Source organism: Pantoea sp. M_10 (assembly GCF_008631515.1).
Taxonomy (GTDB): Bacteria; Pseudomonadota; Gammaproteobacteria; order Enterobacterales; family Enterobacteriaceae; genus Pantoea; species Pantoea anthophila.
The window spans coordinates 284,166-300,965 of sequence record NZ_VWUL01000005.1 but is presented as its reverse complement, the minus strand read 5'-3'; the positions used below and the strand labels follow the sequence as shown (position 1 = coordinate 300,965).

Sequence of the window (16,800 nt, the reverse complement as noted above, 5' to 3'; positions counted from 1 at the left end):
CGGGCGGCAGGACGGCAACGCACTTTCAGTGTCTGCGCCGTCCTCCACCGCCCACCTATTTCAAAGGCCGATTATGAATAACACGGTTGTTATCCCCGCCCCGCGACCGGCAGACGCTGCCGAGCCGCCGGTAAAGAATACGTTTTTCTGGCCTGACGTTGACCTGCAGCAGCTGCGTGATTCGCTGCGCTATGAGGGTACGGTCACGGCGCAGCGCCTGCGCCTTGCCGTGAAAACGGCGATTTCAGAAGTTAACGCCGAGCTGTACGACTGGCGCGCCGCGCAGATTGCGGCGGGCTTTAAGGCGCTGGCCGACGTGCCTGCGGAATCACTGGACGGCGAGAGCGAAAAGATTACGGCCTACCTTGCCGCCGTCAGTGCGCTAACCGCCGCCACCATCGTTGAGCGTTATCGCGGCTATGACGCCAGCGGCACGAAAAAGGCGGGCGAAATCGAGGCGAGCGCCGACGAATACTGGCGCGACGCGCGATTCAGTATCAGCCGCATCGCCGGTAAGCCTGGCTGCATTGTGGATCTGCTCTGATGAACATTTACGCGCAGCAGGGCGATACCGTTGATGAAATCTGTCAGCGCTATTACGGGCGAACCGGTCAGGCCGTCGAGCTGGTTTATGCGGCTAATCCGGGCCTCGCCGAAAGCGGGCCGGTGCTGCCACACGGCTGCGAGGTGACGCTGCCCGATCTGCCTGAATCTTCAGCAGGTGAAACCGTCAACCTGTGGGACTAAAAATGGAAAAAATCAGCTCTGTGATCAACTACCTGATTGGCCTCATCCTGATGTGGTTCGGCCGTCATACGCCACAGGATATCGCCTTTATGGTCGGTTCCGGCGTGGCCGTTATCACGCTTATCACTAACGTGGCGACGTTCTTTATCAACTGGCATTACCGCCGTAAAACCTACGAGCTGCAGCGCCTGCGGGGGGTGAGCCTTGAGCCAGACCGTTAAACGCTGCGCCGTGGTGGCCGTGCTGGCGATTGTCGCGCTGCTGCCACAGTTCAAAACCCTGAAAACGTCCGAGGCCGGGCTTGCGCTTATCGCCAACGCCGAGGGGTGCCGCACCTCGCCCTATCAGTGCAGCGCCGGAGTCTGGACTAACGGCATCGGTCACACAGAGGGCGTGACGCCGCAAAGCCAGATCAGCGAGCGACAGGCGGCGGTCAATCTGGTGTATGACGTGATGCGCGTCGAGCGCGGGATCGATGCCTGTATGTCGGCTGAGATGCCACAGCCGGTCTATGACACGGCTGTTTCATTCGCCTTTAACGTCGGCGTGCGCGCGGCCTGCAGCTCGACCTTTGCCCGTTACATCAGGCTGCAGCACTGGCTTGATGCCTGTAATGAGCTGCGGCGCTGGGTGTTCGTTAAGGGCGTAAAAAATCGCGGGCTGGAAAACCGCCGCGCGGTCGAGACAGCCTACTGCCTGCGGGGTGCTAAATGACGCGCCTGATAGCTCTGCTTCTGGCCGTCGCCCTGCTGGCGCTGGGCGTGACCGGCTGGCAGTGGAAGGTCGCGAAGGACGATCTGACCAGCGCGCAGCGCATTATCGGCACGCTGTCGGCCGGTATTGAGAGCCGGGATAAAGCAATAGCCCGGCTGGATGCGGATGCAAGGGCCAGCCAGAAACGCGAGGCCGAGCTGCGGCTGATACAGGGGCGCGCCAGCACGGCCGCGCTTAACCGTGAAATGACCATACAGAGAGAAACCGATGCGAATCCGATACTGCGTGACTGGTCTGCTGCTGCTCTGCCTGACGATGTTATCCGGCTGCACGCACGTCCGGCCTTCGCCAGCGCCAGAGATTATCTGGATTGGGTGTCCGCGAGTGACAAGCTGCCCGGTGCCGGGAAACAGCCTTAAAACGGCGGGCGATCTGGCGGCGGACAATCGCCAGCTTGAGGCCGCACTCGCCGCCTGCGGGCTGCAGGTCGAAATAATCAAAGACTGCCAGGAGCAGCACGATGCTGAAACCCCAACAACTGCGCCAGACACTGACCGACAGCGTGCCGGAGCTGCAGCGAAACCCTGACGCGCTGAACGTGTTTATCGACAGCGGGCGCATCGTCTCGACGCTTGCCAGCTCGCTGTCGTTTGAATACCAGTACCGGCTTAACATGGTTATTACCGACTACGCCGGTAACATCGACCTGCTGATCGTGCCGCTGCTTGCCTGGCTGCGAACGAATGAACCCGACATTATGGCAAGCGAGGAAAAGCGCCGGACGGGCTTCACCTTTGAGGCGGATGTTATCAGCGACACGGCCAGCGATATCAGCATTGAGCTGCAGCTGAGCGAGCGCGTGATCGTGAAGCAGGCCGACGACGGGCTGCACGTGACCCACGTCGGCGAGAACCAGCTGCCGGAGAATGACGCGCGGCCGGTGCAGCTTTACGTTAAAGGCGAGCTGGTCAGCGAGTTACAGACATGAGCGAGCTGCAGCTGGTAAATGACCGGCTTGAGGCGCTTCTCAGCAGCCTGTCAGCCCCGGCCCGCAAAGAAATGGCGCGCAATATTGGCCGCAAGCTGCGCGCGAGTCAGCAGCAGAACATCAAGCGACAGCAGGCTCCAGACGGCACGCCATTTAAGCCCCGCAAAACGCAGCCGGTGCGCAGTAAAAAGGGCCGGATAAAGCGCGAGATGTTCGCAAAGCTGCGCACCGCTAAGTACATGAAGATGCAGGCCAGCCCGAATGAGGCCGTGATCGAGTTTGCGGGCAACGTGCAGCGCATGGCCCGCGTGCATCATTACGGGCTGCGCGACCGGCCATCGCGTAAAGGTAAAGAAGTGCAGTACGAGGCTCGCCCCCTGCTGGGTATCAGTGACAACGACATGCAGCTGATAGAGCAGGAGATCATTAACCAGCTTTCGCGCTGATCTGTCCTGCCATTTATGAGCGGGCGGCGATTCGTTGCCGCCACCTCATCCCGCCGTGAAACTAGCGCCATGAATGAACAACTCGCAGAAATTCAGCGCCTGCTGCGCAACCTGATCCGAATCGGAACCGTGTCGGCCGTCAATCTTGACGGCGGGCTGTGCCGTGTCGATACAGGAAAAAACACAACCGGCTGGCTGCACTGGCTGAGCGCCCGCGCGGGTAAAACCCGCTCCTGGAATGCGCCATCAGTCGGTGAGCAGGTTCTTATTCTGTGCCTCGGCGGCGAACTTGATACTGGCTTTGTGCTGCCGGGCATTTTCTCGGATGACAACCCGGCTCCGTCTGCCTCGGCCGATGCACTGCACTGGTCATTTCCTGACGGCGCGGTGATCGAGTACGAGCCGGAAACCGGCGCTCTGAACGCAACCGGCATACAGACCGCAACCATCAAGGCCGCGGTAAAAATCCTGTTCGACTCGCCCGAAGTGGAATGCACAACGCTGCTCAAAACTGCGCAGCTGGAGGTCACTAAGGGCGGCACGATGAAAGGTGATGTGACGCATACCGGCGGCAACCTTTCCTCAAACGGCAAGGTGCTGCATTCGCATATCCATCCAGGCGACAGCGGCGGAAAAACGGGAGTGCCGGTATGACAACCGCAAAATATATTGGCATGAACCGGGAAACCGGCGGCACGCTGACCGATCTCGATCATATCCGGCAGTCGATTAGCGACATTTTTCTGACCCCGATCGGCTCCAGGGTGATGCGCCGCCAGTATGGTTCGCTTTTATCCGCCCTGATTGACCAGCCGCAAAACGAGGCGCTGCGCATGCAGATTATGTCGGCCTGCTATGTGGCGATCCTGAAATGGGAGCCGCGCGTAAAGCTGACCGCCATCAGCTTTGAGTCGGATATCAACGGCGCAATGGTGGTTGAGCTGTCCGGCAACCGCACCGACAACGCGCAGCCTTTTTCCTTAACCGTTCCTGTGAGCTGAGACTATGGCAACTATCGACCTGAGCCAGTTACCCGCGCCAGATGTGGTGGAGTCGCTGGACTATGAAACCCTGCTGGCCGAGCGAAAAGCAACGCTGATTTCTCTTTACCCTGCTGACCAGCAGGACGCCGTCGCCCGCACGCTGACGCTGGAGTCAGAACCCATCGTTAAGCTGCTGCAGGAAAATGCCTATCGTGAGCTGATCCTGCGCCAGCGCATCAACGAGGCGGCAAAAGCCGTCATGGTTGCGTATGCGCTGGACGGCGACCTTGACCAGCTCGGCGTAAACAATGGCGTACCCCGCCTGATCATTACCCCGGCCGACGATACAACCATTCCGCCAACCCCCGCAGTGATGGAAAGTAACGATGATTTCCGGCTGCGCATCGCCTCGGCCTTTGAGGGGCTGAGCGTGGCCGGGCCGACCGGTGCTTATGAGTATCACGCCAGAAGCGCCGACGGCCGCGTAGCCGATGCATCGGCCATCAGCCCGTCGCCCGCCGTTGTTACCGTGACTGTGCTCGCGCGTGAAGGCAACGGCGTAGCCGGTGATGATCTGCTGTCCGTGGTTAACGCTGCGCTCAACGACGAAGACGTTCGTCCGGTTGCCGACCGGGTGAGCGTGCAGTCAGCAAAGATTGTGGAATACGAAATCGTGGCCGAGCTGTACCTCTATCCGGGGCCGGAAGCGGAGCCAATCCGCGCCGCCTCAGAGGCAAAGCTCGCCGCCTTTGTCAGCGCGCAGAAGCGCCTCGGCCGCGACATTCGCCTGTCTGCGCTGTATGCCGCTATGCACGTTGAGGGCGTGCAGCGCGTCAACCTTATCAAGCCTTCTGCTGACGTGGTGCTGGACAAAACGCAGGCCGCTTACTGCACAGGCTACACGCTGACCGTGGGAGGCTCGGATGAGTGATCGCCTGCTGCCGACTGGCTCGTCAGCGCTTGAGATTGCTGCCGCCGAGGCGCTGGCAAGTCCCGGCGCGATGAGCGTGCCGCTGCGCCAGTTATGGAATCCGCACACTTGCCCGGTGGAGCTTCTGCCCTATCTGGCGTGGGCGTGGTCAGTTGATCGCTGGGATTCAGCCTGGCCTGAATCGACAAAGCGCGCCGTTGTTGCCGCCTCGCAGTACGTGCATCGTCACAAAGGCACGATTGGCGCAATCCGGCGCGTCGTTGAGCCGCTGGGCTATCTCATCAAGATAATTGAGTGGTGGAAAACCAACGAAGCGCCAGGCACGTTCCGGCTGGACGTGGGCGTACTGGATACCGGCATTACCGAGGAAATGTATAACGAGCTGGAGCGCCTGATAGCTGACGCCAAGCCCTGCAGCCGTCACCTTATCGGCCTGTCCATTAATCTCGATGCTAACGGCACTCTGCCGGTCGCCGTTGCCAGCTACAGCGGCGACGAGCTGACTGTTTACCCTTACACCCCTGAACTTATCAGCGTCGGCGGGCCGGTCTATTCCGGCGCGGCGGTGCATCTTATTGACCTGACGGAAGTGAGCGCATGACGACAAAATATTTTGCCCTGCTGACCAATCAGGGCGCGGCTAAGCTGGCGAACGCCGCCGCACTCGGCACGAAAGTGAACATCGCCTCTATGGGTGTCGGCGATGGTGGCGGCACGCTGCCGACGCCTGACGCGGCACAGACAAAGCTCATCGGCGAGAAGCGTCGAGCGCAGCTTAATTCCCTGACCGTTGACGCGGCAAACAGCAGCCAGATTATCGCCGAGCAGATTATCCCGGAAAGCGAGGGCGGTTTCTGGATCCGCGAAATCGGACTGTATGACGCCGACGGCGTGCTGATTGCCGTTGCTAACTGCCCGGAAACCTATAAGCCGCAGCTGGCTGAAGGCAGCGGGCGGACGCAGACCGTGCGCATGATTTTAATCGTGAACAGCACAACGGCCGTCACGCTGAAAATTGATCCGTCAGTAGTGCTGGCGACGCGCAAGTATGTTGATGATGCCGTGATCGAGGTAAAGGCATACGCTGACGGCGTAATGAAAAAGCATCTCGATGCTGATAACCCCCACAGCCAGTACCTGCAGATCGCAAATGCCCTGGCAGAAATCAAAGACGCCGGGCTGATTGCTGACGTTCTCAAAAACCTCGGTTTAACAGAAAAGTTTTCAGGTCGTTTTATTGGCCGCCAGATTTTTACCACGCCGGGCGCGATCAGCTACAAACCTACACCCGGCACTAAACGTGGCCGAATCATCATTACCGGCGGTGGCGGACGCGGCTATGGCTTTTTGGGCTGGGGCGAAAATTTCCGCGCACGGGGCGGCGGTGGTGGTGCAGGCGGAACGGTGATTGCAACCCTGGCCATTGATGATTCTAAAATCTATGCGGGCGTTGTAGGTCAGGGCAGTAATGAATCAAAATATTCAACCAGCAGCACTTTCAACGGTCAGCTGACAGCCGGTAACGGCGGCAACTCTGGCGGCGATGCCGGTGGGGGCGGCGGTCTGGCTGTAGGTGGCGATTTGAATATTCAGGGAGGAGATGGCAGCGATGCTCCGGGCGTTGTCAGTGCCTCATCTAATCCTTACCGTGGCGGATCTGGTGATGGCGGTGTCAGTTATTGGGGAGGCGGGCCGCGTAGCGCGGAGGGCCTAACTTCCGTTGCTCAGGCTACTTTCGGCGCAGGCGGTGGCGGGAATATCCGGACAACGCCTTACATTGGCAACTATGGCTCAAACGGGGTGATCTACATTGAGGAGTTCAGCTGATGAAAACGTATGCACGTATTGAAAATCAGCGCGTCGCGGAAATTGTCTCGCTGAATGTGAAGCCTGAAAAACTTTATCACCCGTCACTGGTGTGGGTTGATATCACCACGCTGCCCGAACAGCCTGATGTAAATTATCAGTACAGCGACGGCGTGTTTACTGCCCCGGTAACTGATGCAGAGAATGCGGAACTGATTGCCAGCAGCAGGCTGGCAGCCGAAATGGATGAGGCAAACCGGACTATCGCACCACTGCAGGATGCGGTTGATATCAGCATTGCGACAGATGCGGAGATCACCCGCCTGGCAGAGTGGAAGCGATACCGGGTGGAGCTAAGCCGGATTGATACCAGTAAGGCTCCTGATATTACATGGCCGGTCAGGCCGGAATGAAGAAAGCCCGCTATGCGGGCTTTTTGTTTATGCGGGCTGTTCAGGCCATATAATATTTTCAGCGTCTTCCGTGTTCACCCGCATCAGCATGACGCGGTATTTCTTCCAAGCGATAAGCTGGCTTGCCTCATCATCTGTCGCTATCCCTAAATCGTTCGCATCCTGCAGGGGCTGAATAATCGTATCGGCATCTGCCCTCAGCCTGCTGCGCTTGTCTTCCGCCTGTCTGATAAGTTCATCTGCTGTTGGTAGTGGCTGCTCAGTCAGGCATGGTCGCAGGTCAACACCGCAGGCAATCAGCTTTCCTTTTGCCTGTCCGGCAAGTAAATCAGCCCATGCCTGTTCGGTAATATTAATCGCATCATCGGGGATCTCCCGATTGATAACGGTATCGTAAAAGGCATTATTTGAAGGCGAATATTTTTTCATTTAAATTCCTAACGCTATCCACCAGACACCCTGCTGAGTAGTGTCAGGGCCGGTATTTGTAAGAGAAAAAGATGATTTATCGCGGTATTGCACACCTACTGCGTATTCCCCTTTAAGCGGAAGTGAAGAACCTTTATTAGCAACAAGTGAAAATCCGGCGCTTGGAAACGAGACAGGAAGCGTAACTGTTGTGGTTGTCTGCTGTGCAAAGCTGCCGCTCCCCCATTGCAGGATCAAGCCGTTCGGAAATTTGCAGTACCCGTTTCCACTCTTCACGATTGAAAAAAAACTCATGTCAGGTAATTGCCCGGCACCATTCCCGACGGTCTTTTTTGCCGCGTCGCCTAAACCGAGGTTTCTGAGAAACAAACGCCTGGCCCTGCGCCGGGCCGCACTGGCACACTTGCGGCCATTTGCGGAGAATCCAGCGTGCTGATTGGCTATATCAGGGTATCAACAAATGACCAGAACACGGATTTACAGCGGGTTGCGCTGCAGAGCGCAGAATGTGAGCTTATTTTCGAGGACAGGATAAGCGGTAAAACCAGCGAAAGGCCGGGGCTGAAGAAGGCGCTGCGCTGCCTGCAGCCCGGCGACACGCTGATCGTGTGGAAGCTCGACCGTCTCGGCAGAAGTATGCGGCATCTGGTCATGCTGACCGAGGAGCTGCGCGAGCGTGGCGTTAACTTCCGCAGCCTGACCGACAGCATTGATACCAGCACGCCGATGGGCCGGTTTTTCTTTCACGTCATGGGGGCGCTGGCTGAAATGGAGCGCGAGCTGATAATAGAACGCACCCGCGCCGGGCTGGCTGCTGCGCGGGATAAAGGGCGCATCGGCGGCAGGCGGCGCGTGATGACGCCGGACGTTATCAGCCGCGCTGAACGAATGCTGGCGAACGGCGCAACATTGCAGCAGATTGCGCTTGTGCTGGAGGTGTCGGTCAAAACCCTTTACCGGTACATACCGGCCGACAGGCAGCGCCAGATTATTAATTCTGTCTGCTGACAGACCAGCAAACCCTCATCAGATGCACCGCTAAACCTGACCTGACACCCTGAGCACACCCTCAAAACGGAGTGCATCAGATGTCTGATTATCATCATGGTGTCCGCGTCGTCGAAGTCAACGACGGCACGCGCACCATTACAACCGTATCAACCGCAATCGTGGGCATGGTCTGCACCGCGCAGGATGCGGATGCGGCAACCTTTCCGCTCAATACGCCGGTACTTATCACCAACGTGCAGGGCGCTGTCGGTAAGGCTGGCAAAAAAGGCACGCTCGCCGCTGCGCTGCAGGCCATTGCTGACCAGTCAAAACCCGTGACCGTCGTCGTGCGCGTGGCTGAAGGTGCCGACGAAGCCGAAACCACGTCCAATATCATCGGCGGCACGGATGAAAACGGCCAGTATACCGGCATGAAAGCGCTGCTCGCCGCGCAGACCCAGCTCGATGTTAAGCCGCGTATTCTCGGCGTACCGGGGCTGGACTCACTGCCAGTGGCGACCGCGCTTGCCAGCATTGCGCAGCAGCTGCGCGCCTTCGCCTACGTCTCAGCGTGGGAATGTAAAACCATTTCCGAAGCCCGCCTGTATCGCCAGAACTTCAGCCAGCGTGAGCTGATGGTTATCTGGCCTGACTTTCTTGCGTGGAACACTGCGACCAGCAAATCCGATACCGCCTATGCCACCGCGCGTGCGCTGGGCCTGCGCGCCAAAATCGACAATGACACAGGCTGGCATAAAACCCTGTCTAACGTCGGCGTAAACGGCGTGACCGGTATTTCCGCATCCGTGTTCTGGGATCTGCAGCAGACCGGCACCGACGCCGACCTGCTCAATGAGGCCGACGTCACCACGCTGATCCGTAAAGACGGTTTCCGCTTCTGGGGCAACCGTACCTGCAGCGATGACCCGCTGTTTCAGTTTGAGAACTACACCCGCACGGCGCAGGTACTGGCCGACACGATGGCCGAGGCGCACATGTGGGCGGTTGATAAACCGCTGACGCCGGTTCTGGTGCGCGAGATTATTGCGGGCATCAATGCGAAGTTCCGCGAGCTGGTTAACGCCGGTTATCTGCTGGGTGCATCTGCCTGGTATGACGAAAGCGCCAACGATAAAGACACCCTGAAGGCGGGCAAGCTCTTTATCGATTACGACTATACGCCGGTTCCGCCGCTGGAAGATTTAACCCTGCGCCAGCGCATCACCGACACCTATCTGGCGAACTTCGCCGCATCTGTAAACAGCTGAGGAGCCGGGTAAATGGCACTGCCACGCAAACTGAAGGGCATGAACCTTTTTAACAACGCCAACAGCTATCAGGGCGTCGTCACCGCCGTGACCCTGCCTAAGCTGGCGCGCAAGCTCGACCCGTTCCGCGCAGGCGGCATGAGCGGCGCGGCCTTTATCGATAACGGTCTGGAAGATGACGCGCTCGATGTTGAATGGAGCATCGGCGGCATCGATGAGCTGGTACTCACGCAGTGGGGCGCGTCTGACATTCCCCTGCGCTTTACCGGCTCTTACCAGCGCGACGATACCGGCGAGGAAATCGCGGTAGAGATTGAGGTACGCGGTAAGCATCAGTCGTTTGATTTCGGCGAAGCCAAACAGGGTGAAGATACCGAAACCAAAATCACCTCGAAAAACACCTATTACAAGCTGACCTTTAACGGCAAAGAGCTGATCGAAATTGACACCATCAACATGGTGGAGAAGGTTAACGGCGTTGACCGTCTTGAGCAGCGCCGTAAAAACCTCGGCCTGGTATAAACCCTGACGCCAGCGCACGTCGCTGGCTTTAACTGACTACAGTGAACAGAGAATAATCATGGAAAAGAAAGATAACGTTGTTGAGTTTGAAACCCCGCTGATGCGCGGCGAAACCGAAATCAAAAGCGTGGAGCTGATTAAGCCGAATGCCGGAAGCCTGCGCGGCGTTCGCCTGGCTGATCTGTGCCAGTCGGATGTTGACTCACTCCTGACAGTGCTGCCCCGCATTACCCTGCCAGCACTGACAAAGGCCGAATGTAACGCCCTTGATCCGGTTGACCTGATTGCGCTGGGCGGCAAGGTGATTGGTTTTTTGCAGTCGAAGTCGGACGAATAGACTGGCCGCACGGCCTGACGGTCAACGACCTGATGGCCGACATTGCCACGATATTTCACTGGCAACCTTCCGAGATGTACGACATGCCGCTGGCCGAGCTGATGGGCTGGCGGCATAAAGCCTTTATCCGCAGCGGAGCAACCCCGGATGAGCAATAACCTCAAGGTTCAGGTGCTGCTGAATGCTGTAGACAAAGCCTCGCGCCCCTTCAAAGCCGTACAGACCGCTGCCAAAAATCTGTCATCTGACATACGCCAGACGCAGACGACTATTAAGGAACTGGACGCGCAGGCGGGGAAAATTGATGGCTTCCGCAAGGCCAGTGCGCAGCTGGCCGTCACGCAGCAGAGCCTCAAAGACGCAAAGCAGGAGGTAGCAGCGCTGGCCGTGCAGTTTAAAAACACGGAGCGCCCGACGACACAGCAGGCTCGCGCACTGGAAAAAGCCCGTCAGGCAGCGTCTGAGCTGCAGACGAAGTCCAACAGCCTGCGCCTTTCGGTGCAGCAGCAGCGCGAGGCACTTAACGCCGCGGGGATTTCCACCAAAGCCCTGAGCAGCGAGCAGCAGCGCCTGAAATCCGCCTCGGCGCAGGCAACCGTCAGTCTGAGTCGGCAGAAAATGGAGCTGCAGCGGCTGAATGCGCAGCAGGAGCGGCTGAACCAGACCAGCGAACGCTACCGCAAAGGGCAGGAGCTGTCAGGCAAGGTGCGGAACATGGGCGCGGCCGGTATCGGTGCTGCCACGGTTGGCGGCATGGCAGCAACCTCGCTGCTGATGCCGGGGTTTGATTTTGCACAGAAAAATTCCGAGCTGCAGGCCGTGCTCGGCGTGGGGAAAGAATCGCCGGAAATGGAAGCCCTGCGTGCGCAGGCGCGTCAGCTGGGTGATACAACCGCCGCCTCTGCCGATGATGCCGCAGGCGCGCAAATCGTTATCGCCAAAGGCGGCGGCGATGCCGCTGCCGTTCAGGCCGTTACGCCGGTCACGCTCAACATGGCGCTGGCTAACAAGCGCACGATGGAGGAAAACGCCGGGCTGCTGATGGGGATGAAATCAGCCTTCCAGCTCTCAAACGATAAGGTCGCACACATCGGCGACGTGCTGTCGATGACCATGAATAAAACGGCCGCTGACTTTGACGGGCTGAGCGACGCGCTGACCTACGTCGCTCCGGTAGCGAAAAACGCGGGCGTCAGCATCGAGCAGGCGGCAGCGATGGTCGGCGCTTTACACGATGCCAAAATAACCGGCTCAATGGCCGGTACGGGGAGCCGCGCCGTGCTGAGCAGGCTGCAGGCTCCTACCGGCGAGTCATTCAAGGCTATCAAAGAGCTGGGAATTAAAACCGCAGACAGCAAAGGAAATACCCGCCCGATCTTCACCATTCTGAAAGAAATGCAGGCGAGTTTTGATCGTCACAAGCTGGGAACGGGTCAGCGCGCCGAGTATATGAAAACCATCTTCGGCGAGGAGGCCAGCTCATCGGCCGCCGTGCTGATGACCGCCGCCTCAACCGGTAAGCTCGATCAGCTGAGCGCCACGTTTAAAGCCTCTGATGGTAAAACGGCCGAGCTGGTCCAGGTCATGCAGGATAACCTCGGCGGCGACCTGAAAGAGCTGCAGTCTGCTTATGAGGCTATTGGCACCGATCTCTTTGATCAGAACGACGGCAGCCTGCGCGCACTTACCCAGGACACGGCGGCGCTGCTGCTGACGGTTGATAACTGGATTAAAGCAAACCCTGCGCTGGCTGGCGGTATAGCAAAAGTGGTAATGGGCGGGCTGATGTTAGCCGGGGCGCTGGGCGCTATCGGGCTGGTAGCCTGGCCGGTAATTGCGGGCGTGAATACCCTGATTGCCGGTGCGGGGTTTCTCGGCACGGCATTCAGCATTGCGGGCGGAGCAATTACGGCCGCACTCGGCGCTATCACGCTGCCGGTTGTAGCCGTCGCGGCGGCAATTGTGGCCGGGGCGCTACTGGTGCGCAAATACTGGGAGCCTATCAGCGCCTTTATAGCAGGCATGGCCGAAGGGTTTACCGCAGCGATGGGGCCGATCAGTGATTCCTTCGGTTCGCTGAAGCCGGTGTTTGATTGGGTAGGTGGCAAGGTCAAGGAGCTGTGGGACTGGTTCGGCAAACTGCTGGAGCCGGTGAAATCCACGCAGACCGAACTTGCCACCGCCGGAGACATGGGTAAGAAGTTCGGCAACATGCTGGCCGAGGCGCTGAAAATCCCGAGCCACGCGCTCGATCAGCTTATGGGCGGCATCAACTGGGTGCTGGATAAGCTCGGCATTATCGACACGAAATCCGATGGCCTTAAAGACAAAGTTCCGTCCCCGGATCCGGTAGCAACCGGTGGCGCGGGCGCAGATACCGGCGGGCTGCAATACAACATCGCCTATGGTGGCGCGCCTTACCGCCCGGTTTCTGCCCCGTCAGCCGGAGGCGGATTCACTGACCGCAGCCAGAATACTTATCAGTATGAAATCAACATGCATGAGGGTATGACCAAAGACGACGCAATGGCGCTGATGGCGCAGCACCAGGCAAAAGAGCAGCGCAACCGCCAGGCGCAGAACCGCAGCAAAATGGGCTGGGAGGATTAAACGATGATGATGATTTACGGCATGATGCCGTTTATGCGGCAGACCCTGCCTTACGGGGATATGCAGCAGAATATCGACTACCGCTGGCCCACTAACAGCCGGTTCGGGCAGCGTCCGGCGGCGCAGTTTATCGGGCCGGGCGATGAAAAAATCACGCTATCCGGGGAGCTGCGCCCGGAAATCACAGGCGGCTCGGTGTCGCTGATGACCGTTCGCCTCATGGCCGACGAGGGGATGGCATGGCCGCTGATTGGCGGCAACGGTATGATTTATGGCATGTACGTGATCGAGAGTATTTCTAACACCTTCAGTGAGTTTTACCCTAACGGAACGGCCAGCAAAATCATGTTTACCCTGAGCCTTAAGCGCGTGGATGAGTCGCTTACCTCTATGTTTGGCGATCTGAAGAAACAGGCTGACGGGCTTATCAGCGGTTCCGCCAGTCTGCCAGGGCAGCTCACGTCAGCAATCGACGGCGTGAAGTCGGCGGCTGGTAGCCTGATTTCTTCTGCAGGGGGGCTGCTCGGATGATGGGGATAAGCAGCCTGCCGGTGCAGGCCGGGGCGCAGCTGACGCCGGATTTCATGCTGAAGGTTAACTCTAAAGACGTCACAACCAATATCCGGGATCGCCTTATCTCGATGACGCTGACCGATAATCGCGGCTTCGAAGCTGACCAGCTGGATATTGAGCTGGACGACGCCGACGGGCAGCTGGCTATGCCGGTGCGCGGCGCAGTGATAACGCTGTTTCTCGGCTGGAAAGGCCAGACGCTTTTCGGCAAAGGTAATTTCACCGTTGATGAGGTTGAGCACCACGGCGCGCCGGACACCATGACAATCCGCGCCCGCAGCGCTGATTTCCGTGGCTCGCTCAATTCCCGCCGGGAGGTGTCCTATCACGACATCACACTGGGGGAAGTCGTGACGCAGATAGCCGGGCGCAATAACTTAAAGCCAGTGCTGGCCGATGGCTTCGCCGGAATTGCCGTGGCACACATCGACCAGACGCAGGAGACTGACGCTAAATTCCTGACGCGACTCGCCACACTTTACGGCGCGGTTGCGGCAGTAAAGGCCGGGCGGCTTCTGTTTATCCGGCCCGGTAACGGCGTCACCGCCAGCGGCAAGCCAATTCCGCAGATGACGATTACGCGACAGGATGGCGACCGGCACAGCTTCAGCATTGCCGACCGTGGCGCATACACGGGCGTCTCTGCGAGCTGGCTGCATACCAAAGATCCGAAGCCAAAGAAAGTTAAGGTGAAGCGCAAGCCGAAGGTAAAGCACCTGCGCGCGCTGGAGCACCCCGCGGCTAAAAAGAAAAAGGTGACTGCGACCAAAACACCGGAGGCCAGAGAGGGCGACTATCTCGCAGGGACTGAAGACAACATTTTTACGCTGACGACCGTGTATGCGACGAAAGCGGCAGCGATGCGGGCAGCTAAAGCAAAGTGGGATAAGCTGCAGCGCGGCGTCGCTGAGTTCTCGCTTACGCTCGCGATGGGACGTGCCGACCTGTACCCGGAGACGCCGGTCAGGGTGAACGGCTTTAAGTCGGTGATCGATGCGCAGCCGTGGATTATCAGTAAGGTGACGCATAGCCTGAGCGGCAGCGGGTATACCACACAGCTTGAATTTGAAGTCTTACTATCCGATGTGGAGTATCAGGCAGAATCAGACGAAGATGATTCACAATAAGTGAAAGTTGTTGCTCATTTTGGCATTTAAGGGTATTAAAGCTTCGAGCTTACAGGGAGACGCCACCGATGATGCATTGTCCGTTATGCCAGACCGCCGCACACGCTAAAAGCAGCAGATACATTTCAAAAGAAACAAAAGAGCGTTATCACCAGTGCCAGAACATCAATTGCAGCTGTTCTTTCAAAACGCACGAAACGTTAGCGATGATTATTGTAACGCCCGGCCAGGTTAATCGTGTGCCGATCTTCACCGGGCATGAATCCCAACCATCCTTACTGCACTAACTTGAGCAGTCCATAAGACCCCGCATTAGCGGGGTTTTTTGTGCGCGCTATTCGCTGCCCTTGAAAATGTGAGTATTGCCTAGCAGCAATGCCATTGCGGGCTTATCCATCAATTTACCCATTTCATTACAGGTTGATAGCGGGTTTTCAAAAGAATATCCGCTGGCTTTAAATTTGTTGGTCACGTTGATTGCCTTAATTTTTTTCAGGTAATCAGCAGGAACGTCTTTTGTCCAGATAGGGGAACATATCCCGCTGGAGGTGATTACTTTATAAGTTTCATCATCAATACTGGCGGCGGGTATAACAACAGTTAGCTGGTCATCCTTAAGGCTGATTTCCGTTGGTTGCCAGGGCTTAAGTTTGTTTTTGAGGGTACTTACGTCTGAAGCTTGCGCCGCAGCAACTGGAAAAAATATCAACGCTGAGCTGATCAGGGCCAAATGTAATCGCATTATCAAACGTCCTTTTGAGGTGAGTTTGTCTGGCGAATCAGTCGGGGGAAGGCGGTGGCGGTGAAAATGTGCCGCCATTTTGCCGCCACTCGAAAAGCCAGGAACAAAAAAGCCGCTTCAATGAGCGGCTTAAGTATATGTTTTTTATGACTAAATTTGGTGGCCCCTGCTGGGTTTGAACCAGCGACCAAGCGATTATGAGTCGCCTGCTCTAACCACTGAGCTAAGGGGCCAGCGGAGCGGGGATTATAAAGTATCTCTTCAGGGCGATCCAGCACTCCGCCATCGGTTGCTGAAATAAACAGCAGCGATTTACCTGCTGATTTCTATAACAAAACTGGCGAACGGCGTTAGCGAAGTTTTAAAACAGCGTGGAAAATGCTACGCCATGCCTTTAGCGAAACTGGACATCAGGCTGCAGCAGTCGTGTGCTGCCTCTGTCACGTCGATAGCGGAACGCGTTGAGTCCTGAAGGCTGGAATGTACTGAGCGTAATCACTACTATCTTAGCCAGAGATTACGTGGCAGAGAGCACAGGACGTTCTATGGAGAAGCAGAGCAGCAGAGCGCTTACGCCACAGCGTAGCGACAGCAGGGCGGGAAAGGCATGAGTGAACACGCTATCCGCGACATTATCACTCCGGGGCTTGATGTGCTGTTCTGCGGCATTAATCCCGGCCAGTCAACCGCCCATCAGGGCTTTCACTTTGCGCATCCCGGCAACCGGTTCTGGAAAGTCATCCATCAGGCCGGGTTCACCCGGGAGCAGCTGAAACCGGAAGAGGAGCAGCGCTTAACCGAAACCGGCTGCGGTATCACCATGCTGGTTGAGCGACCCACGGTGCAGGCGAGTCAGCTTGCCACGGATGAACTACGTGAGGGCGGCAGACGCCTGATGGAAAAGGTGCTGAATTACCAGCCCGCCGCGCTCGCCATCCTGGGTAAGGATGCGTTTCGTCATGCCTTTCAGCAGCGCAAAGTGGAATGGGGTAAGCAGCCCGTCTTTATGGGGAAAACCCAGGTGTGGGTGTTGCCGAATCCCAGCGGCCTTAATCGCGCCTCACTGGAGGAGATGGTCGAAGCCTATCGTCAGCTTTACCGGGAGTTGCATCCGGGGGAGAGCAAGGCAGGTAAATAGCAGGCAAAAAAAACCCCGGCGAACCGGGGTTTTTAT

General features: G+C 57.6%; 27 protein-coding genes and 1 tRNA gene. 24 read left to right on the top strand and 4 right to left on the bottom strand.

Features of this window, described 5'->3' with window-relative positions:
• Window positions 1-73 precede the first annotated feature (73 nt).
• From F3I47_RS16250 to F3I47_RS16190, 14 genes are all read left to right on the top strand, one after another.
• Entirely contained in the window at window positions 74-544 is a 471-nt protein-coding gene (locus F3I47_RS16250) for a head completion/stabilization protein (RefSeq protein ID WP_150030509.1), read from the top strand.
• Window positions 544-747, top strand: a complete 204-nt coding sequence (locus F3I47_RS16245; RefSeq protein WP_052270561.1) for a tail protein X — start codon at window positions 544-546, stop codon at window positions 745-747. The genes F3I47_RS16250 and F3I47_RS16245 overlap by 1 nt, the downstream gene beginning before the upstream one ends.
• Window positions 748-749: 2 nt before the next feature.
• A complete protein-coding gene (locus F3I47_RS16240; RefSeq protein WP_010255079.1) occupies window positions 750-968 on the top strand; it encodes an HP1 family phage holin in 219 nt (72 codons plus the stop codon).
• Complete coding sequence (locus F3I47_RS16235; protein ID WP_150042087.1) at window positions 952-1,461, top strand: lysozyme; 510 nt, start codon at window positions 952-954, stop codon at window positions 1,459-1,461. The genes F3I47_RS16240 and F3I47_RS16235 overlap by 17 nt, the downstream gene beginning before the upstream one ends.
• A complete protein-coding gene (lysB, locus tag F3I47_RS16230; RefSeq protein ID WP_150030506.1) occupies window positions 1,458-1,880 on the top strand; it encodes an Rz-like lysis system protein LysB in 423 nt (140 codons plus the stop codon). The genes F3I47_RS16235 and lysB overlap by 4 nt, the downstream gene beginning before the upstream one ends.
• A complete protein-coding gene (gene lysC, locus F3I47_RS22535; protein ID WP_255474557.1) occupies window positions 1,777-2,049 on the top strand; it encodes an Rz1-like lysis system protein LysC in 273 nt (90 codons plus the stop codon). The genes lysB and lysC overlap by 104 nt, the downstream gene beginning before the upstream one ends.
• A complete protein-coding gene (locus tag F3I47_RS16225) occupies window positions 1,982-2,449 on the top strand; it encodes a phage tail protein (RefSeq protein WP_150030504.1) in 468 nt (155 codons plus the stop codon). Before lysC ends, F3I47_RS16225 begins: the two co-directional genes overlap by 68 nt.
• A complete protein-coding gene (locus tag F3I47_RS16220; protein ID WP_150030502.1) occupies window positions 2,446-2,895 on the top strand; it encodes a phage virion morphogenesis protein in 450 nt (149 codons plus the stop codon). The genes F3I47_RS16225 and F3I47_RS16220 overlap by 4 nt, the downstream gene beginning before the upstream one ends.
• Window positions 2,896-2,964: 69 nt before the next feature.
• Window positions 2,965-3,549 (top strand): phage baseplate assembly protein V, encoded by a 585-nt coding sequence (locus tag F3I47_RS16215; RefSeq protein WP_150030500.1) that lies wholly within the window; start codon window positions 2,965-2,967, stop codon window positions 3,547-3,549.
• Window positions 3,546-3,896, top strand: a complete 351-nt coding sequence (locus F3I47_RS16210; RefSeq protein ID WP_150030498.1) for a GPW/gp25 family protein — start codon at window positions 3,546-3,548, stop codon at window positions 3,894-3,896. Before F3I47_RS16215 ends, F3I47_RS16210 begins: the two co-directional genes overlap by 4 nt.
• 4 nt (window positions 3,897-3,900) lie before the next feature.
• Entirely contained in the window at window positions 3,901-4,809 is a 909-nt protein-coding gene (locus tag F3I47_RS16205; RefSeq protein ID WP_150030496.1) for a baseplate assembly protein, read from the top strand.
• Entirely contained in the window at window positions 4,802-5,410 is a 609-nt protein-coding gene (locus tag F3I47_RS16200; RefSeq protein WP_150030494.1) for a phage tail protein I, read from the top strand. Before F3I47_RS16205 ends, F3I47_RS16200 begins: the two co-directional genes overlap by 8 nt.
• Window positions 5,407-6,636, top strand: a complete 1,230-nt coding sequence (locus F3I47_RS16195) for a phage tail protein (protein WP_150030492.1) — start codon at window positions 5,407-5,409, stop codon at window positions 6,634-6,636. Before F3I47_RS16200 ends, F3I47_RS16195 begins: the two co-directional genes overlap by 4 nt.
• Window positions 6,636-7,028, top strand: a complete 393-nt coding sequence (locus tag F3I47_RS16190; RefSeq protein ID WP_150030490.1) for a tail fiber assembly protein — start codon at window positions 6,636-6,638, stop codon at window positions 7,026-7,028. The genes F3I47_RS16195 and F3I47_RS16190 overlap by 1 nt, the downstream gene beginning before the upstream one ends.
• A gap of 27 nt (window positions 7,029-7,055) precedes the next feature.
• Here the strand turns inward: F3I47_RS16190 and F3I47_RS16185 are convergent, their stop codons facing one another.
• Together F3I47_RS16185 and F3I47_RS16180 are read right to left on the bottom strand one after the other, a co-directional pair.
• A complete protein-coding gene (locus F3I47_RS16185; protein ID WP_150030488.1) occupies window positions 7,056-7,457 on the bottom strand; it encodes a tail fiber assembly protein in 402 nt (133 codons plus the stop codon).
• Window positions 7,458-7,826 carry a hypothetical protein gene (locus F3I47_RS16180; RefSeq protein ID WP_150042085.1) on the bottom strand — a complete coding sequence of 123 codons (369 nt, stop codon included), beginning with the start codon at window positions 7,824-7,826 and terminating at the stop codon, window positions 7,458-7,460.
• A 60-nt stretch (window positions 7,827-7,886) separates the two neighbouring features.
• Between F3I47_RS16180 and F3I47_RS16175 the strand changes: the two genes are divergently transcribed.
• From F3I47_RS16175 to F3I47_RS16135, 9 genes are all read left to right on the top strand, one after another.
• On the top strand, window positions 7,887-8,465 hold the full coding sequence (locus F3I47_RS16175) for a recombinase family protein (protein ID WP_150030391.1): 579 nt from the start codon (window positions 7,887-7,889) through the stop codon (window positions 8,463-8,465).
• A gap of 80 nt (window positions 8,466-8,545) precedes the next feature.
• Window positions 8,546-9,715 (top strand): phage tail sheath protein, encoded by a 1,170-nt coding sequence (locus F3I47_RS16170; RefSeq protein WP_150042083.1) that lies wholly within the window; start codon window positions 8,546-8,548, stop codon window positions 9,713-9,715.
• A gap of 12 nt (window positions 9,716-9,727) precedes the next feature.
• Complete coding sequence (locus F3I47_RS16165) at window positions 9,728-10,237, top strand: phage major tail tube protein (RefSeq protein ID WP_010246672.1); 510 nt, start codon at window positions 9,728-9,730, stop codon at window positions 10,235-10,237.
• A gap of 58 nt (window positions 10,238-10,295) precedes the next feature.
• Entirely contained in the window at window positions 10,296-10,574 is a 279-nt protein-coding gene (locus F3I47_RS16160; protein WP_031594560.1) for a phage tail assembly protein, read from the top strand.
• A 32-nt stretch (window positions 10,575-10,606) separates the two neighbouring features.
• A complete protein-coding gene (locus F3I47_RS16155; protein WP_071778604.1) occupies window positions 10,607-10,732 on the top strand; it encodes a GpE family phage tail protein in 126 nt (41 codons plus the stop codon).
• On the top strand, window positions 10,722-13,184 hold the full coding sequence (locus tag F3I47_RS16150) for a phage tail tape measure protein (RefSeq protein ID WP_150030393.1): 2,463 nt from the start codon (window positions 10,722-10,724) through the stop codon (window positions 13,182-13,184). Before F3I47_RS16155 ends, F3I47_RS16150 begins: the two co-directional genes overlap by 11 nt.
• A 3-nt stretch (window positions 13,185-13,187) precedes the next feature.
• Window positions 13,188-13,715, top strand: a complete 528-nt coding sequence (locus tag F3I47_RS16145; protein WP_150030394.1) for a phage tail protein — start codon at window positions 13,188-13,190, stop codon at window positions 13,713-13,715.
• Window positions 13,712-14,884 carry a phage late control D family protein gene (locus tag F3I47_RS16140; protein WP_150042081.1) on the top strand — a complete coding sequence of 391 codons (1,173 nt, stop codon included), beginning with the start codon at window positions 13,712-13,714 and terminating at the stop codon, window positions 14,882-14,884. The genes F3I47_RS16145 and F3I47_RS16140 overlap by 4 nt, the downstream gene beginning before the upstream one ends.
• A gap of 68 nt (window positions 14,885-14,952) precedes the next feature.
• Window positions 14,953-15,171, top strand: a complete 219-nt coding sequence (locus F3I47_RS16135) for an ogr/Delta-like zinc finger family protein (RefSeq protein WP_010678536.1) — start codon at window positions 14,953-14,955, stop codon at window positions 15,169-15,171.
• A gap of 47 nt (window positions 15,172-15,218) precedes the next feature.
• Here F3I47_RS16135 and F3I47_RS16130 read toward each other — a convergent pair whose 3' ends face one another.
• Together F3I47_RS16130 and F3I47_RS16125 are read right to left on the bottom strand one after the other, a co-directional pair.
• On the bottom strand, window positions 15,219-15,704 hold the full coding sequence (locus F3I47_RS16130; RefSeq protein WP_223813779.1) for a hypothetical protein: 486 nt from the start codon (window positions 15,702-15,704) through the stop codon (window positions 15,219-15,221).
• Window positions 15,705-15,783: 79 nt separating this feature from the next.
• Window positions 15,784-15,859, bottom strand: a tRNA-Ile gene (locus tag F3I47_RS16125).
• A 374-nt stretch (window positions 15,860-16,233) separates the two neighbouring features.
• Between F3I47_RS16125 and mug the strand changes: the two genes are divergently transcribed.
• The gene (gene mug, locus F3I47_RS16120) at window positions 16,234-16,764 is read left to right on the top strand and encodes a G/U mismatch-specific DNA glycosylase (protein ID WP_150030395.1); all 531 of its coding nucleotides are present in this window, start codon (window positions 16,234-16,236) and stop codon (window positions 16,762-16,764) included.
• The last annotated feature ends 36 nt before the right edge of the window (window positions 16,765-16,800 follow it).

Coding starts and splice junctions, on each gene's coding strand:
- F3I47_RS16185 (WP_150030488.1), bottom strand. CDS start 7,457: ATGAAAAAATATTCGCCTTCAAATAATGCCTTTTACGATACCGTTATC.
- F3I47_RS16170 (WP_150042083.1), top strand. CDS start 8,546: ATGTCTGATTATCATCATGGTGTCCGCGTCGTCGAAGTCAACGACGGC.
- F3I47_RS16160 (WP_031594560.1), top strand. CDS start 10,296: ATGGAAAAGAAAGATAACGTTGTTGAGTTTGAAACCCCGCTGATGCGC.
- F3I47_RS16140 (WP_150042081.1), top strand. CDS start 13,712: ATGATGGGGATAAGCAGCCTGCCGGTGCAGGCCGGGGCGCAGCTGACG.
- F3I47_RS16250 (WP_150030509.1), top strand. CDS start 74: ATGAATAACACGGTTGTTATCCCCGCCCCGCGACCGGCAGACGCTGCC.
- F3I47_RS16145 (WP_150030394.1), top strand. CDS start 13,188: ATGATGATGATTTACGGCATGATGCCGTTTATGCGGCAGACCCTGCCT.
- lysC (WP_255474557.1), top strand. CDS start 1,777: ATGTTATCCGGCTGCACGCACGTCCGGCCTTCGCCAGCGCCAGAGATT.
- F3I47_RS16155 (WP_071778604.1), top strand. CDS start 10,607: ATGGCCGACATTGCCACGATATTTCACTGGCAACCTTCCGAGATGTAC.
- F3I47_RS16165 (WP_010246672.1), top strand. CDS start 9,728: ATGGCACTGCCACGCAAACTGAAGGGCATGAACCTTTTTAACAACGCC.
- F3I47_RS16150 (WP_150030393.1), top strand. CDS start 10,722: ATGAGCAATAACCTCAAGGTTCAGGTGCTGCTGAATGCTGTAGACAAA.
- F3I47_RS16135 (WP_010678536.1), top strand. CDS start 14,953: ATGATGCATTGTCCGTTATGCCAGACCGCCGCACACGCTAAAAGCAGC.
- F3I47_RS16130 (WP_223813779.1), bottom strand. CDS start 15,704: ATGGCGGCACATTTTCACCGCCACCGCCTTCCCCCGACTGATTCGCCA.
- F3I47_RS16220 (WP_150030502.1), top strand. CDS start 2,446: ATGAGCGAGCTGCAGCTGGTAAATGACCGGCTTGAGGCGCTTCTCAGC.
- F3I47_RS16200 (WP_150030494.1), top strand. CDS start 4,802: ATGAGTGATCGCCTGCTGCCGACTGGCTCGTCAGCGCTTGAGATTGCT.
- F3I47_RS16215 (WP_150030500.1), top strand. CDS start 2,965: ATGAATGAACAACTCGCAGAAATTCAGCGCCTGCTGCGCAACCTGATC.
- F3I47_RS16225 (WP_150030504.1), top strand. CDS start 1,982: ATGCTGAAACCCCAACAACTGCGCCAGACACTGACCGACAGCGTGCCG.
- F3I47_RS16210 (WP_150030498.1), top strand. CDS start 3,546: ATGACAACCGCAAAATATATTGGCATGAACCGGGAAACCGGCGGCACG.
- F3I47_RS16245 (WP_052270561.1), top strand. CDS start 544: ATGAACATTTACGCGCAGCAGGGCGATACCGTTGATGAAATCTGTCAG.
- F3I47_RS16205 (WP_150030496.1), top strand. CDS start 3,901: ATGGCAACTATCGACCTGAGCCAGTTACCCGCGCCAGATGTGGTGGAG.
- F3I47_RS16190 (WP_150030490.1), top strand. CDS start 6,636: ATGAAAACGTATGCACGTATTGAAAATCAGCGCGTCGCGGAAATTGTC.
- mug (WP_150030395.1), top strand. CDS start 16,234: ATGAGTGAACACGCTATCCGCGACATTATCACTCCGGGGCTTGATGTG.
- F3I47_RS16195 (WP_150030492.1), top strand. CDS start 5,407: ATGACGACAAAATATTTTGCCCTGCTGACCAATCAGGGCGCGGCTAAG.
- F3I47_RS16240 (WP_010255079.1), top strand. CDS start 750: ATGGAAAAAATCAGCTCTGTGATCAACTACCTGATTGGCCTCATCCTG.
- lysB (WP_150030506.1), top strand. CDS start 1,458: ATGACGCGCCTGATAGCTCTGCTTCTGGCCGTCGCCCTGCTGGCGCTG.